14 protein-coding genes are annotated in these 14,599 nt (G+C 63.8%); 9 read left to right on the plus strand and 5 right to left on the minus strand.

The features are described 5' to 3' along the window. The first annotated feature begins 21 nt into the window (after positions 1–21). The 4 genes from rimO to V1286_RS15790 all read left to right on the plus strand — a co-directional run bounded on the left by rimO (position 22) and on the right by V1286_RS15790 (position 3,265). Positions 22–1,341: a 30S ribosomal protein S12 methylthiotransferase RimO gene (gene rimO / locus V1286_RS15780; RefSeq protein ID WP_334480829.1), complete on the plus strand. Its 1,320-nt coding sequence runs from the start codon at positions 22–24 to the stop codon at positions 1,339–1,341. Between the two features lie 15 nt (positions 1,342–1,356). Continuing rightward, positions 1,357–1,704 carry a PaaI family thioesterase gene (locus tag V1286_RS15785; protein ID WP_334480831.1) on the plus strand — a complete coding sequence of 116 codons (348 nt, stop codon included), beginning with the start codon at positions 1,357–1,359 and terminating at the stop codon, positions 1,702–1,704. Then, entirely contained in the window at positions 1,631–1,807 is a 177-nt protein-coding gene (locus V1286_RS38910) for a PaaI family thioesterase (protein WP_417021259.1), read from the plus strand. The genes V1286_RS15785 and V1286_RS38910 overlap by 74 nt, the downstream gene beginning before the upstream one ends. Before the next feature lie 261 nt (positions 1,808–2,068). Further along, the gene (locus tag V1286_RS15790) at positions 2,069–3,265 is read left to right on the plus strand and encodes an acetylornithine transaminase (protein ID WP_334480833.1); all 1,197 of its coding nucleotides are present in this window, start codon (positions 2,069–2,071) and stop codon (positions 3,263–3,265) included. Between the two features lie 59 nt (positions 3,266–3,324). Here the strand turns inward: V1286_RS15790 and V1286_RS15795 are convergent, their stop codons facing one another. The 3 genes from V1286_RS15795 to pcsA all read right to left on the minus strand — a co-directional run bounded on the left by V1286_RS15795 (position 3,325) and on the right by pcsA (position 5,850). After that, on the minus strand, positions 3,325–4,299 hold the full coding sequence (locus V1286_RS15795; protein ID WP_334480834.1) for a quinone oxidoreductase family protein: 975 nt from the start codon (positions 4,297–4,299) through the stop codon (positions 3,325–3,327). A gap of 94 nt (positions 4,300–4,393) precedes the next feature. After that, on the minus strand, positions 4,394–5,119 hold the full coding sequence (locus V1286_RS15800) for a TerC family protein (protein WP_334480835.1): 726 nt from the start codon (positions 5,117–5,119) through the stop codon (positions 4,394–4,396). Further along, positions 5,116–5,850, minus strand: a complete 735-nt coding sequence (pcsA, locus tag V1286_RS15805) for a phosphatidylcholine synthase (RefSeq protein ID WP_334480837.1) — start codon at positions 5,848–5,850, stop codon at positions 5,116–5,118. Before pcsA ends, V1286_RS15800 begins: the two co-directional genes overlap by 4 nt. 134 nt (positions 5,851–5,984) lie before the next feature. Here pcsA and V1286_RS15810 point away from each other — a divergent pair, with 134 nt between their 5' ends. Next, a complete protein-coding gene (locus tag V1286_RS15810; protein ID WP_334480838.1) occupies positions 5,985–7,175 on the plus strand; it encodes a UbiH/UbiF family hydroxylase in 1,191 nt (396 codons plus the stop codon). A 99-nt stretch (positions 7,176–7,274) separates the two neighbouring features. On the opposite strand, the gene V1286_RS15815 is transcribed toward V1286_RS15810, so the two are convergent. Further along, positions 7,275–8,228, minus strand: coding sequence for an AEC family transporter (locus V1286_RS15815; protein ID WP_334480839.1), 954 nt, complete (start codon positions 8,226–8,228; stop codon positions 7,275–7,277). A gap of 123 nt (positions 8,229–8,351) precedes the next feature. Here V1286_RS15815 and hspQ point away from each other — a divergent pair, with 123 nt between their 5' ends. Then, on the plus strand, positions 8,352–8,684 hold the full coding sequence (gene hspQ / locus V1286_RS15820; RefSeq protein WP_108515756.1) for a heat shock protein HspQ: 333 nt from the start codon (positions 8,352–8,354) through the stop codon (positions 8,682–8,684). Between the two features lie 116 nt (positions 8,685–8,800). On the opposite strand, the gene V1286_RS15825 is transcribed toward hspQ, so the two are convergent. Beyond that, positions 8,801–9,571, minus strand: a complete 771-nt coding sequence (locus tag V1286_RS15825; protein ID WP_334480841.1) for an invasion associated locus B family protein — start codon at positions 9,569–9,571, stop codon at positions 8,801–8,803. 260 nt (positions 9,572–9,831) lie between these two features. Between V1286_RS15825 and V1286_RS15830 the strand changes: the two genes are divergently transcribed. The 3 genes from V1286_RS15830 (at position 9,832) to V1286_RS15840 (ending at position 14,564) form a co-directional block, all read left to right on the plus strand. Further along, positions 9,832–11,676, plus strand: coding sequence for an extracellular solute-binding protein (locus V1286_RS15830; RefSeq protein ID WP_334480842.1), 1,845 nt, complete (start codon positions 9,832–9,834; stop codon positions 11,674–11,676). Positions 11,677–11,723: 47 nt separating this feature from the next. Beyond that, positions 11,724–13,229, plus strand: coding sequence for an AMP-binding protein (locus V1286_RS15835; RefSeq protein WP_108515763.1), 1,506 nt, complete (start codon positions 11,724–11,726; stop codon positions 13,227–13,229). Positions 13,230–13,322: 93 nt separating this feature from the next. Continuing rightward, positions 13,323–14,564: a GGDEF domain-containing protein gene (locus V1286_RS15840; RefSeq protein WP_334480844.1), complete on the plus strand. Its 1,242-nt coding sequence runs from the start codon at positions 13,323–13,325 to the stop codon at positions 14,562–14,564. Positions 14,565–14,599: the final 35 nt, after the last annotated feature.

Genomic DNA, 14,599 nt, shown 5'->3' on the forward strand with positions numbered 1-14,599 from the left:
CACTTATCTATGAGCCGATAAATGGAACGAGCGCCGCGTATATCATTCACATCCCTCGGCTGCCCAAAGGCGCTGGTGGATTCCGAGCGCATTATCACCCGGCTGCGCGCCGAAGGCTATGAGCTGGCCCGCAAGCATGACGGCGCCGACATCGTCATCGTCAACACCTGCGGCTTCCTCGACAGCGCCAAGCAGGAATCGCTCGGCGCCATCGGCGAGGCGATGGCCGAGAACGGCAAGGTCATCGTCACCGGCTGCATGGGCGCGGAACCCGAGCAGATCGAGGCGGCGTATCCCGGCGTGTTGTCGATCACCGGCCCGCAGCAATATGAGAGCGTGCTGGAGGCGGTGCACCGGGCCCTGCCGCCGGTTCATAACCCGCATCTCGATCTGGTGCCGCCGCAAGGCGTCAAGCTCACGCCGCGGCACTACGCCTATCTGAAGATTTCCGAGGGCTGCAACAACCGCTGCAGCTTCTGCATCATTCCAAAGCTGCGCGGCGACCTGGTGTCGCGCCCGGCCAATGACGTGCTGCGCGAGGCGGAAAGGCTGGTCAGTGCCGGCGTCAAGGAACTGCTCGTCATCTCGCAGGACACTTCGGCCTATGGCGTCGACATCAAATATGCCGACAGCCCCTGGAAGGACCGCCAGGTCCGCGCCAAATTCTTCGACCTCGCCAAGGAACTCGGCGAACTCGGCGCTTGGGTGCGGCTGCAATATGTCTACCCCTACCCGCATGTCGACGAGGTCATCGGCCTGATGACCGAGGGCAAGATTCTGCCCTATCTCGATATCCCCTTTCAGCACGCAAGCCCGGACGTGCTGCGGGCCATGAAGCGTCCCGCAGCGCAGGAAAAGACACTGGCGCGGATCCAGAAGTGGCGCGAGGAATGTCCTGATTTGACGCTGCGCTCGACCTTCATCGTCGGCTTCCCCGGCGAAACCGATTCCGATTTTGCGTATTTGCTCGACTGGCTCGAAGAGGCCGAGATCGATCGTCTCGGCTGCTTCAAATACGAGCCGGTGGCGGGGGCAGCTTCCAACGCGATCGGCAGCGCCGTACCCGACGAGATCAAGCAGGAGCGCTGGAATGCGCTGATGGCGCGGCAGCAGAAAATCTCCGCGCGGCGTCTGAAGCGCAACGTCGGCACCAGGCAGCAGATCATCGTCGATGAGGTCGGCCCGACCGTCGCCAAGGGACGTTCAAAGGCCGACGCGCCGCAGATTGACGGCGCCGTCTACCTCTCCAGCCGTCGCCCGCTGAAGGTCGGCGAGATCGTCACGGCGAAGATCGAGCGCGCCGACCAGTACGATCTGCACGGCAGCGTCGCGGGGTTCTGAAGCCAGCTTCTGAAGATGATCACGACGGATCGCGTCGCGGTGTGGCATGGGGGCGACCAGATGTCGGATCACTTGAAGGAAGTACCGCCAGCCGCCCACCTTCTTGGTCGGGAGATCGTCTCTGTAGATCCGCATTCTGGTGAAGTGAAACTTCGATTTACGGCAAAAAAGGAATTCGCCAACCGCCATGGCACCGTGCAGGGCGGTATGTTGGCGGCGATGCTCGACTCCGCAACGGGCAACGCGGTCATGGCTAGGCTGCCCTCATCTGACGGCCGTAACGACCCGCCTGGATACGAGCTTCCTGAAGCCCGCGGCATTGGGAGTGATGATTGCGACGGCGCGCCTTATACATCAAGATGAGCGCTCGGCTGAAGTGATGGCTGAACTCACTGACAGCGAAGGCCAGATAGTCGCTACGGCCAGGGCCGAACTGCGCGTTCGCGAGCGCAAGACCCGGTCTTAGATTTCAACTGGGAGGGGCGGACAATTTCGCAAGCCCTTGACATCCACTACTATCAAGCTGTATGGCCCTGCGCCATGAAACTGAACCGGACCAACCGCCGCGCCTGCCTGCGTCGTCGCTCCAGCGACGATGGGTTGCGCCGTGTCCGACGACAACGCTGATTAACTAGTTCAGCAACGTTTTCGAGAAGGCCGCACCCTCAAAAGTGCGGCCTTCTTGCGTTTCGGCCTGCCCCTTCCCCAAACCCCTGAGGAGATCGACATGACTGACGCTACCCATCCGTTCGATGCGCTGATGGAGATTACCGCTCGCCCGCCGGTGGTGTTCGTCCGCGGTGCGGGCTCCTATCTCTGGGACGATTCCCGCAAGCGCTATCTCGACTTCGTGCAGGGTTGGGCCGTCAACGCGCTCGGCCATTCGCCGCCTGCCATTGCGGAAGCGCTCGCGGCGCAGGCCAAGCTGCTGCTGACGCCAAGCCCCGCCTTCTACAACGGTCCCAGCCTCAAGCTGGCGAAAGCGCTGGTGGAGAAAAGCTGCTTCGATAAGGTGTTCTTCGCCAATTCAGGCGCGGAGGCCAATGAGGGCGCCATCAAGCTCGCGCGGAAATACGGCGCGAAATACAAGAACGGCGCGTTCGAAATCATCTCCTTCGAAGGCGGCTTTCATGGCCGCACGCTCGCGACCATGTCGGCATCGGGCAAGAAGGCGTTCGAGCCGCTGTTCGAGCCGAAAGTATCGGGCTTCCGCAAGGCTAAGCTCAACGACCTCGATTCAGTGAAGGCGCTGATCTCCGATAACACGGTCGCGGTGATGCTGGAGCCGATCCAGGGCGAAGCCGGCGTCTGGCCGGCGACCGATCAATTCCTGCAAGAGTTGCGCTCGCTGACCAAGGAGCACGGCATGCTCCTGATCGTCGACGAGATCCAGACCGGTATGGGCCGGACCGGAAAACTGTTCCACTACGAACATGCCGATATCGATCCCGACATCATGACCCTCGGCAAGGGCATCGGCGGCGGCGTGCCGCTCGCGGCCCTGCTCGCGACCGCGCATGCGTCGTGCTTCGAGCATGGCGACCAGGGCGGCACGTTCAACGGCAATCCCTTGATGTGCGCCGCAGGGCTTGCCGTGCTTGAGGAGGTCTCAAAACCGGAATTCCTGAAAGCGGTGACGGATGCCGGCCTTTTCCTGGAAAGCGAGTTGCAGAAACTGTCGGCGCGCCATGGTCTCGGCGAGGTGCGCGGCCGCGGACTGTTGCTGGCGCTCGACTTGAAACTGCCGATCGGTGCCGCGATCGTGGCCGAGGCGCTTGCGGACGGCGTGCTCATCAACTCGCCGCAGCCCGATGCGCTGCGCTTCATGCCGGCGCTCAACGTCACGCGCGAGGAGATATCGCTGATGATCGATTGCCTTGACGCGATTTTGGTGAAGGCGGGCGCGGCAAGGCGGGTGGCTTAGCCTCTTTACGTCATTCCGGGTTCGATGCTTCGCATCGCCCCGGAATGGCGGGCCGAGACCTACGGCCTAAAAATCGCAGCCCCCGTCGTCGCCCTGCTCTCGAGCTCGGTATGTGCCTTCGCTGCGTCCTTCAGCGCGTAGGCATGATTGATCGGCACGTGGAGCTTGCCATTGATGACCGCGGCAAACAGCGTGTCGGCGCCTTCGAGCAGTTCCTTGCGGGTAGAGACGTAGTCGTTAAGCTTCGGCCGCGTCGCGAACAGCGAGCCGTGATTGTTGAGTTCGGTGAGCGGAAACGGCGGCACCGGGCCGGAGGCGTTGCCAAAGCTCACGAACAGGCCGCGGGGCCGCAGACACGACAGCGAGCCCGGGAAAGTGGTCTTGCCGACGCCGTCATAGACGACATCGCAGAGTTCGTTGCGGCTGATCTGTTTGACCCGCGCCACGAAGTCCTCCTCATTGTAGAGGATGACGTGGTCGCAGCCATTCGCGAGCGCGAGGTCGGCTTTTGGCTTGGAGCCCACGGTACCGATCACATGCGCGCCGAGCGCCTTTGCCCACTGGCAGGCGAGCAGCCCAATGCCGCCGGCGGCGGCATGGATCAGCACACGATGGCCGGGTTCGACCTTGAAGGTCTTGTGCAGGAGGTACCAGACCGTCAGCCCCTTGAGCATCAAGACGGCGCCCTGCTCGTAGGTGATGTGGTCGGGCAGCTTGACCAGCTTGTCCGCCGGGATCACCCGCTCGCTGGCGTAGCCGCCAAGCGTGAAATAGTAAGCGACGCGATCGCCGGGATGAAAATTGGTGACACCCGTCCCGACCGCCACCACCTCGCCCGCGGCTTCGTTTCCGGCGATGAACGGCAGGCCCGGCGCCTTGTAGAGGCCGGTGCGGAAGTAGACGTCGATGAAATTCAGGCCGACGGCATGCTGACGGATACGGACCTCGCCCGGTCCCGGCGCCGGCACGTCCACGTCCTCATACACCAGGGCTTCCGGACCCCCCACCTTGTGCACGCGCACGGCCTTGGTCATGACAGTCTCTCCCTCGGTATTTCCTGAAGTACCCAACTCGAAAGCGAAACGAAAGCCATCGCCGCCCGGATGTCAACTCACCGGCCGAAACCGGCTACCGGGCGGCCTTCCTGCGATTGCGCCTGGCGAGCACATTGAACAGTTCTACGGCGGCCGCGAACAACATGGCAAAATAGATGTAGCCGCGCGGGATATGGAATTGGAAACCGTCCGCGACCAGCGCCACGCCAATCAGCACCAGGAACGCCAGCGCCAGCATTTTTGTGGTCGGATGATTTGCCACAAACCGCGCCACCGGGCCCGACGAGACGTACATGACGATGCACGCGATCACGACGGCCGCGATCATGATTTCGAGATCCTGCGCCATGCCGATCGCGGTGATAATCGAGTCCAGCGAAAACACCATGTCGATGACGATGATCTGAACGATCACCCAGAAAAATGCGCTGGCCTTTGGTTCGCCATCAGGTTCGGCGTCGCCGGCCTCGACCTCGCCATGTATTTCATGCGTCGCCTTGGCAATCAGGAACGCCCCGCCGCCTATCAGGATGATGTCGCGCCACGAAAACTCGACGTTTCTCACGGTGACGACGGGCTCCGTCAGGCCGATCAGCCACACCAGCACGCTGAGCAGTATGATGCGAAACACCAGCGCAAGAAGCAGACCGATCTGGCGTGCGCGTTTGGCCTGCGCGGGAGGAATGCGCGACACGATCACCGAAATGAAAATGACGTTATCGATGCCGAGCACGATTTCCAGCGCCGTCAAGGTCAACAGCGCCGCCCAGGCTTCCGGGCTCGTCAATAATTCCATCATGCCTTGAACGACTTGATTTGCCGGATCACGGCGTCACTTCCTATTACGTAAGCCGCGATGGCGCAAAGCCCGGCGACGACGGGAGCGCCCACGTCGAAATCGCGGAAGAGCGTATAGACCGCCAGCACGGCTCCGACGGCCATCAGCCACAGGGTCAGCCAGCGCAGACGCACCACCCGGATCGGATGCAATACATGAAACGGCGCGAATGTCAGCGCGATCAGGACTGCGATGCCGAGGCTGGAAAGCGCAGGCGGCAAGTGCAACAAGAACAAATAAAACGCCGCGACGTTCCATAGCGCGGGAAAGCCGCGGAAATGATTGTCTGACGCCTTCATGCGCTTGTCCGCAAAATAAAGCGCACCCGACACCATAATGCCGATGCCGAGAATTGGCGCCGCCACCGGCAGCAGCATCCCGCTCGCGGTGATGGCATAGGCGGGCACGAAGACGTAGGTCACGTAATCGACGACGAGATCGAGCACCTCGCCCGACCAGTTCGGCTGTAACCGAACGACCTCCAGTTTTCGCGCCAGCGGGCCATCGATCGCATCGATGACCAAGGCGACGCCAAGCCAGCCGAACATGTTGGCCCAGTGTTCGCGCACGGCCTCCAGCATCGCCAGCAACGCGATGCCCGCGCCCATTGCCGTGAAGAGATGCACGGCGAATGCTGCGGTCCGCATTCGGCTGGTCGTGGGTGCGGAATCTGGCTCGGTTGTCTGGTCCATTGCTCCGGCAGTGCTATCAGGAATCGCTCCGATTTGCATATCGGCGCTTGCGGCGTTCCGCCGCGCGATTGGGCGGAAACATTTCGGCCAGTTGATGGCTTGAAAATGCCGCTCCGAACGTCAATTGTCCCAATATGAACGATGCATCGCAAGTTTATGACGCCGCCGTGATCGGCGGCGGCCCGGCGGGATTGACCGCGGCCATCGCGCTGGCCGCGACCGGCGCGAAGGTCGCGCTGCTCGCCCGCCGCGTCCCCTATGCCGACAACCGCACCACGGCGCTGCTCGGGGCTTCCACCGACCTACTCGAACGTCTGGAGGTCTGGCCCCGCTGCCGCGACAAGGCCGCCGCCTTGCGGACCATGCGCCTCGTCGACGACACCGGCCGGCTGATCCGCGCGCCCGAGGTGCGCTTCACCTCGGACGAGATCGGTCTCGAACAGTTCGGCTACAACATCGACAACCGCTCGCTGATGGTCGCCCTCGAAGAGCGCGCCGCCGGGCTTTCGAACCTGACCCGATTTGACGATGAGGCGGCAACGATCGATCCGCAGGACGCGGTCGTCACCATCCATACCGGCAAGGGCGAGCAACTCACCGCGCGGCTGGTGATCGGCGCCGACGGGCGGCAATCGCCTTCCCGCGAGGCGGCCGGAATCGGGATCAGCCGCCGCGACCTGCATCAGTCGGCGCTGACCTTCAACATCACCCATTCGCGGCCGCACAACGGCATCTCCACCGAATTTCACACCGCGCAAGGTCCGTGCGTATTCGTGCCCCTGCCCGGCAACCGCTGCAGCGTGGTGTGGGTCTCGGCGACCAGGGAAGCCGAGCGGCTGATGTCGCTCAGCGACGACGAATTGTCGGAGGCCGCGGAAACGCAGTCGCACTCCATTCTCGGCCGCGTCCAGGTTGAAGCCGGCCGCAACATCTTTCCGCTGACGATCGAGCGTCCCGACCAATTCGCCAGCCATCGCGTCGCGCTGGTCGGCGAATCCGCCCATGTGGTGCCGCCGATCGGCGCGCAGGGCCTCAACATGGGATTGCGCGATGCGGCCGATATCGCCGACATCGCAGGCAGCGCGATCTCGCTCGGGGAAGATCCGGGATCGCCGGCGGTGCTGGCGCGGTATCAGTCCGCCCGCCGCGCCGACGTCGCAAGCCGGCTGATTGCCATCGATGTCGCCAATCGCTCACTGCTCAGCGACTTCCTGCCCATGCAATCGCTGCGCGCGGTGGGCATGCACCTTCTTGGCTCATTTGGCCCGCTGCGGCGGCTCGCGATGCGCGAGGGGCTGGCGCCGACCTGGAAGCGCGTCAGCTAGAGCCGGACGCCAGCGGCGTGAGTGCTGCGAGCCGAGCCCTGTTCTACTTTGCATGGGGTTGTTTTCGCGATTTTGTGTCTCGAGCACCCGTGCCACGCCTTACGGAAACACCAGCCGGCCGCTCTGGATGAACCACATCACGCCGGTCAGCGTGACCACGGAGGCGAAGGTCCCGATCAGGACGGCGACCGACGCCGGCTCGATCCAGGTATTGTTCTGCCGCGCCATCACGAACACGTTCAGCGCCGGCGGCAGCGCTGCCATCAGGACCGCGGTCGCCGCCCAGGGCTGCGCGAACGGCCCGAACAGCAGCATCAAGCCGAACACGATCAGCGGATGGACCAGCAGCTTGATCGCGATCACGCCGGGCACTTCCCAGGGCACGCGATCGAACGGGCGCAACGCCACGGTGACGCCGAGCACGAACAGTGCGGTCGGGGCGGCCGCGTTCTGCAGGAACAGCAGGGTTTTGTCGACCGCAACGGGCAATTGAATTTGTAGCGCCGCCGCGAGCGCTCCGGCGGCAGCCGACATGATCAGCGGGTTCAGCACGATCTGCCGCACGGCGACGCCAATCGCGTGCAGGAAGGAGGGATGCTTGCGATCGGTCAGCGCCATCAACAGCGGCACGATCGAGAACAGGAAAATGCTGTCGCAGCAGAAGATCAGCGCCGTCGGCGCCGCCGCCTTGCTGCCAAGCACCGCCAGCGCCAGCCCCGGTCCCATGTAGCCGATATTTCCGTAGGCGCCGGCAAGGCCCGAGATCGTCGCCTTGCGCAGCGAGAGGTCGCCGATGATCCGCCCTGTCACCATCGCCAGCACGAAAGCGCTGACCGTGCCGATCGTCGTCGCGATCAGGAATGGCGGGTTGTTCAGTTCGGAAAACGGTGTCTCCGACATGATGCGAAACAGCAACGCCGGCAGAGAAACGTACAGTAGGAAGAAGTTCATCCAGGCGAGCCCCGATTCCGGCAGCCCTCTGGTCTTGCCGCAGGCAAAGCCGATGAAAATCAACCCAAAATAGGGAAGCGCGAGGTTGAGGATATCGACCATCTCGAAAACGTCTTTTCGTCAGTGATTTCGGGGGCATGGCGCCGGACGCGGCCACCACATGTAAAGGTTAATTCGTCCTATTGCCCCTAGCATCGGCCACAATCATGGTCTATTCGACGGAACATGATCAAAGCGCGCACCGCCAAATTTCAGATCGGGCAGATCGTCCGCCACCGGGTGTTTTCATTCCGGGGCGTGATTTTCGACATCGATCCGGAATTCAACAATACCGAGGAATGGTGGTTGTCGATTCCCGAGGAGCTTCGGCCTCACAAGGATCAGCCGTTCTATCACCTGCTCGCGGAAAATTCGGAGTCCGAATACGTCGCCTATGTCTCCGAACAAAACCTGCTGCCGGACGATTCCGGCGAGCCGATCCGCCATTCGCAGGTCGCCGAGATCTTCGTGAAGGACAAGTCGGGCGGCTATCGCCCGCGCAATCCGTCGCTGAACTAGCGCGGCCGACGCGAGGCCGCGGGTCGAGCGTCCTCACTGACCAGCACGATAGAATCCGAAATAAAAAAGGCGCCCTGCCCGGGCGCCTTTTGTGTTTTGTCGAGCGATGCGGGCTCTTACTTCGCCGCCGGATTGGCGGCGCCGCCACCCTCGAGCTTCTTGCGCTGCTCTTCAGCACGCTTCTGCAGCTCTTCCTGCAGCTTCTTCTGGTTTTCCTCGAACACCTTCGGATCGGTCGGCGGACCGTCATAGGCCTTGGCGAATTCACCCGCGAGCGGCAGCGGCAGCGTCAGCGGCGCGCCGTTGGAATTGATCGCCTGAACAACGAGATTCTGGCCCTTCTTCAAGCTGGCGATCAGCTCGGGCGTTGCTTCGTAGTCGGACATGCAACCGTTCTGGAAGCAGATGACGTAGGGCCCCTGCAGCGGCGCATTGCTGTCGACGATGATCCGGGTTCCGTGCACGAGCTGCATGCCGAGCGGCAGTGTCACGCGCAAGAGCTTCTTCGGCTCGCCCTCCGGCTCGATAATGACGGCGGCGATGACGGGCTGGCCGGACTCGATGCGGCCGTCCTTGCCGGTGAAGCAAACCTGCTTGGCGCCGGCTTCCTGACCCTTGAGGCAGAACTTGGTCCAGGGCGCGTAGATCAGCTGGACTTGCTGTTCCTGCGGCTGGGGGGCAGCGCCGGCGGGAGGAGCACCAGCCGGAGGGGCTTGCGCGGCCGGAGCCTTGGGAGCAGCCTTCGGAGGCGCCTTCGGCGCGCCGGGCGCCGGCTGCTGGGCCTGAGCGCCCGAAACGATCAACGTTGCCGACAATGCCGAGGCCGCCAACAGGGCGATGATCTGCCCACGCGGCCGGATCGACCCGGCCAAGATACGGAAATTCATTGCGGAAAACCCTTTCTGAACCGCAGCGCCCGAAACCGCTACAGGCACCGACACCTAGCCGCGCTGAGGCGGCTGTCTCGTTGGCAATTGAGGCGGATACGTGACAGGTGTTCCCGCCATCATCAATTGCCCGCCTTCAATACAGCGACAGGCGAAAAGATCAATGCCGACAGGCATCTTTGGCATTCCCCGAAGGTCCAGGCCGAAGCCTATGGTAAAGCTTTCGGGTGCGCATTTTCGAATCAAATCCCTGCCAGCCTATGACCGTCTGCGGGCGTATCCGCCTGCGTGTGTTGGCGTGTGTTGCCCTCGCGCTGGGTGTAACGCCGTTCGCGCCGTTCTGCGCAGCAAAGGCGGCCGAAAGCCACGCGCTGGCGATGCATGGCGCACCGGCCCTTCCGCCCAACTTCACGCATATGCCCTACGCCAACCCCGATGCGCCGAAGGGCGGGCGGCTGGTGGAGGGCATACTCGGCACGTTTGACAGCCTCAACCCCCTGATCGTCCGGGGTGTCGCCGTGCAACAGGTCCGGGGTCTTCCGTTCGAACGCGGCCTCGTGCTCGAGAGCCTGCTGGTGCGCAACAATGACGAGCCGTTCACGCTTTACGGGCTGCTGGCGAAAAGCGTGGAAACCGACGACGACAGGAGTTACGTCACCTTTCATCTCGATCCCAAGGCCCGCTTCTCCGACGGACAGCCCGTGCTCGCCGATGATGTGCTGTTCACATGGGCCTTGCTGCGCGACAAGGGACGGCCAAATCACCGCCAGTATTATTCCAAGGTCGCGAAGGCCGAGGCGCCCGACCCGCTCACGGTGCGGTTCGACTTCGGCGGCGTCCCCGATCGCGAATTGCCGTTGATCCTCGGCCTGATGCCGATTCTGCCGCGGCATGCCGTGGACGTTGCGACGTTCGAAGAAACCTCGATGACGGCGCCAACCGGCTCCGGCCCCTATCGGGTCACGGCCGTCAGGCCCGGCGCCAGTGTCACGTTCATGCGTAACCCCGATTACTGGGGACGCGACCTGCCCGTTAACCGGGGTCTTTGGAATTTCGACGAAGTCAGGCTCGACTATTATCGCGATGCCAATGGCGAGTTCGAGGCTTTCAAGCGCAGCCTTTACGATTTTCGGGTCGAGACCGAACCGCTGCGCTGGCACGACGGTTACGATTTTGCCGCCGCCCGCAACGGCGAGGTGATCCGCGAGACGGCCCGGATCTCGATGCCGCAGCCCTCGCAATTTCTGGTGTTCAATACCAGGCGTCCGATCTTTTCCGATATCCGCGTACGTCAGGCGCTGACGCTGTTGTTCGATTTCGAGTGGATCAACCGGAATTACTTTTTCGGGCTCTATGCGCGCTCAGCGGGCTTCTTCGCAGGCTCCGAACTGTCCGCCTATGGCCGTCCCGCGGACGAACGCGAGCGCGAGCTTTTGAAGCCGTTCACCGAGCGCATCCGGCCGGATATTCTCGATGGCAGCTACCGCCTGCCCGTCACCGACGGATCGGGACGCGATCGCACGACCTTGCGCAGCGCGCTCAAATTGCTGTCGGAAGCCGGTTACGAACTCGATGGAACCGTGCTGCGGCAGCGTGCGACCAAAATCCCCTTCACCTTCGAAATCCTGGTAACGACGCGCGATCAGGAGCGGATCGCACTGGCCTATCAGCGCGACCTCAAGCGCGCCGGCATCGAGGCCAGCGTTCGCGCGGTCGATCCCGTGCAGTTCGACCAGCGCCGGCTCGGCTACGAGTTCGACATGCTGCAGAACCGCTGGGATCAATCGCTGTCCCCCGGCAACGAGCAGTCCTTCTACTTTGGTAGCCAGGCCGCCGACATTCCCGGCACGCGGAATTACATGGGGGCGAAGGAGCCCGCCATCGACGCCCTGATCGCGGCACTGCTCGAGGCGCGCGAGCGCCCGGCTTTCGTCTCCGCGGTACGGGCGCTCGACCGCGTCCTGATGTCGGGCTTCTACGCTATCCCCGTTATTAACGTGCAGGAGCAATGGATCGCGCGCTGGAATCGGGTAGAACGACCTGTAGCGACCGCGTTGACGGGCTATCTGCCGGAAACTTGGTGGCAGAAGCCGGGAACGAAGTGAACTCACCCAAGTAATGCAACCCCCCGTGACAGAGCCGAAGTAACGCCGTGACCCAGCCCACCGCTTCGCCAACGCTCGATACATTGTTCAAACGGAACCTGGCGCGACAGCCAGATGCGCTGGCGCTGGTCGACCCCCTCAACAAGCAGCGCATCACCGGCCAGCCGCCGAAGCGGCTTACCTTCGCGCAGGCCGACCGCATGATCTCGTCGCTATCAGCGCATTTCATCGAATCCGGCTTGCCGTCGAATTCCGTGATCGCGGTTCAACTGCCCAACACCATCGAATTCGCGCTCACTGTGCTCGCCGCCTTCCGCGCCGGCCTCGTCGTCGCGGTGCTGCCGCTGCTCTGGCGGCAGTCGGAATTGACCATGGCGCTCAACCGCACCGCCGCGCGGGGGATCGTAACCTCGGGCAAGATCGACGGCGTGGTCTATTCGGACATCGCCATGAACGCCGCCGCCGAAGCGTTCTCGATCCGCCATGTCTGCGGCTTCGGCAGCGACCTGCCCGAAGGCATGGCCTCGCTCGACAACGCGATTTTCCGGGAATCCCTGACCTCGCGCGCCGTGATCCAGGACGGCCGCAAGGCGGCGCTGATTTCGTTCGACGTCACCTCGGACGGTTTCCGGCCGGTTCCGCGCGCCCATCTCGGCCTGATTGCCGGCGGCCTTTCCATGTCGCTCGAAAGCGACGTGCCGCAGGGCGCAACGGTGCTGTCGGCCTTCTCGCCGATGTCGTTTGCCGGCCTTGCCTCGTCGCTGGCGGTCTGGCTCTTGTCGGGCGGAACGCTGGTGCTGCACCATCCGTTCGACGAGGAGGCGCTGGAACAACAGATCATCGAGCAGGCCTGCGATACACTGATTGCACCGGCCCAACTGGCGCTGCGGCTGGACGAGATGGACCTCGCTGCGCGGATGCCGAGCCTGCGCAATGTCGTCGGCCTGTGGCGCACGCCGGAACAGGTCGGCTCCAGCGCGTGCTGGACCGCGCAGCAGGCGACGCTGACGGATGTCTATCTGTTCGGCGAGGCCGGATTGTTCGGTGCGCGCCGGATCGCGGAGGACGGCTCGCCGGCCCTGATCAAGCCCGGTCCCCACGGCGCGCCCCGCGAGTTGCCGGGATCGTCGATCGCGGGTGAGATCCTGCTGACGCCACGCGGCACGTTGGGATTGCGCGGGCCGATGGTGCCGGTCGCAGCCTATGCACCGCCTCCGCCGCCGAGCGACTCCCTGATCGCCTCGCCGCCGCGCGACTACGTCGATACGGATTACGCGGCGCGGCTCGACCGCGTGACCGGCGCGATCAACATCACGGCGCCTCCGTCCGGCGTCATGGCCGTCGGCGGCTACCGCTTCCTGGCGCAGGACCTGCAGGAGTGGGCGCGGCGGCTCGGCCAAGGCGCGCTCTTGACTGCATTGCCCGACCGCCTCAGCGGCCACCGGCTCGCCGGCCGCGCGCTCGACAACGCGCGCGCCCGCGACGCGCTGACAGAACTCGGTCTTAACCCATTGATGGTGGAAGCATTTCGCGATCGGAGCAGCGCGGCCTGAGAGCCTCCAGGCGAGGCCGGCGTTGACGCCGCATTAAGCGCTGCAAACTAGAGTCGCAGGCTCCAGATGCGCGCTTGATCCGAGTTTCCCAAGATGTCCCAGCAAGGTCCGATCCTCGTCGTGTCGACCGCGAGACGGCCGTCCTTTGCCGCCACGCTCGACCTCGCGAAGCTGTTTCCGGTGGTCGAGACCGAGTGGGCGGACGCGGTGCGCGCCGTCGAACAGGTGCAACCGGCCGCCGTGCTGGCTGATACCTCCGACGCCGATGCAGCTGGCCTCGCGGAGCTGGCAGCGCGGGCTGCAGCACGCCAGCCATATCTGCCGCTGATCGCGGTCGACCCGCGGCTCCCGCATCCGGACGACGTCATTTCTTTCTTTCAGACCCAAACCTCGCAACCTCAAGGCGGCTCCGACCGTCTGGCGGCACGACTGCGTGCCGCGCTGCGCGTGCGCTCGCTGCATGCGACCGTGATGCGCCGGCTGGTGCCGGCAACATCGATGGCGCTGTCGCATATCGATCCGGCGCGCGACGCTACCGTGCTGCTGATCGGCCGCGGCGGCGCCTATCCGACGCTGTCGGTCGCGCTTGGCGAGCGCACCGGCGTGGTCGGCGCACTCTCGATCGAGGCGGCTGCGAAGCATCTCAACGTCAGAGACATCGACGGCATCGTGCTCGGCGAAGGTTTCAGCCCGCGCGTGGTCGACGCCTTCCTCACCGTGCTGACGGAGGATGCCCGTTTCCGCAACCTTCCCGTCGTCGTGACGGCAAACGATCTGGCGCCGGCCTACGATCTGCCGAACCTCGAAATCGTCTCCGACGACGCCACCCTGGTGGTCGCGGCGGCGCTGCCGCTGATCCGCCAGCATGCCTTCGAAGCGCATCTGAGCCGCACGCTGAAGGCCATCGACGCCGACGGCCTGATCGACGCGCGGACCGGCCTGCTCACCCGGGACGCCTTCGAGCGCGACTTCGCCAGCGCCATCTACCAGACGCAGCAACGTGGCGGCGGATTGTCGGTCGCACGCTTTGCGTTCGATCCCGAGCATCCCCGCGCGCAATTCGACGGCGCGCGGATCATCAGCCGCCTGATGCGGCAAATGGATTTCGGCGCCGCCCAGCAAGACGGCTCGGTTGTCGTGGTCTTTGCCGAGACCGACCTGAAGACGGCGCACACCATCGCGCGGCGGCTGTCGAGCGTCATGCGCCATACCAGCCACGGCACGCGCGACGCACGATCGGAGCCGGCGGTCACCGTGGCAACGCTGCTGCCGAACGATTCCGTGAAGTCGCTGCGGTCACGACTGCAGCAAGAGGCGCATCGCGCGGCGTCGTGAAGTTGCCCTAGGCGTAATGTCTATCCACGTCATTG

Origin of the sequence: Bradyrhizobium algeriense (assembly GCF_036924595.1) — a bacterium.
Classification (GTDB): domain Bacteria; phylum Pseudomonadota; class Alphaproteobacteria; order Rhizobiales; family Xanthobacteraceae; genus Bradyrhizobium; species Bradyrhizobium algeriense.

Bases quoted from the DNA above. Each gene is read 5' to 3' on its own strand.
- rimO (WP_334480829.1), top strand. From the start codon at position 22: ATGGAACGAGCGCCGCGTATATCATTCACATCCCTCGGCTGCCCAAAG.
- V1286_RS15800 (WP_334480835.1), bottom strand. From the start codon at position 5,119: ATGATGGAATTATTGACGAGCCCGGAAGCCTGGGCGGCGCTGTTGACC.
- V1286_RS15815 (WP_334480839.1), bottom strand. From the start codon at position 8,228: ATGGTCGATATCCTCAACCTCGCGCTTCCCTATTTTGGGTTGATTTTC.
- V1286_RS15825 (WP_334480841.1), bottom strand. From the start codon at position 9,571: ATGAATTTCCGTATCTTGGCCGGGTCGATCCGGCCGCGTGGGCAGATC.
- V1286_RS15790 (WP_334480833.1), top strand. From the start codon at position 2,069: ATGACTGACGCTACCCATCCGTTCGATGCGCTGATGGAGATTACCGCT.
- V1286_RS15840 (WP_334480844.1), top strand. From the start codon at position 13,323: ATGTCCCAGCAAGGTCCGATCCTCGTCGTGTCGACCGCGAGACGGCCG.
- V1286_RS15830 (WP_334480842.1), top strand. From the start codon at position 9,832: ATGACCGTCTGCGGGCGTATCCGCCTGCGTGTGTTGGCGTGTGTTGCC.
- V1286_RS15810 (WP_334480838.1), top strand. From the start codon at position 5,985: ATGAACGATGCATCGCAAGTTTATGACGCCGCCGTGATCGGCGGCGGC.
- V1286_RS15795 (WP_334480834.1), bottom strand. From the start codon at position 4,299: ATGACCAAGGCCGTGCGCGTGCACAAGGTGGGGGGTCCGGAAGCCCTG.
- V1286_RS15785 (WP_334480831.1), top strand. From the start codon at position 1,357: ATGATCACGACGGATCGCGTCGCGGTGTGGCATGGGGGCGACCAGATG.
- hspQ (WP_108515756.1), top strand. From the start codon at position 8,352: ATGATCAAAGCGCGCACCGCCAAATTTCAGATCGGGCAGATCGTCCGC.
- pcsA (WP_334480837.1), bottom strand. From the start codon at position 5,850: ATGGACCAGACAACCGAGCCAGATTCCGCACCCACGACCAGCCGAATG.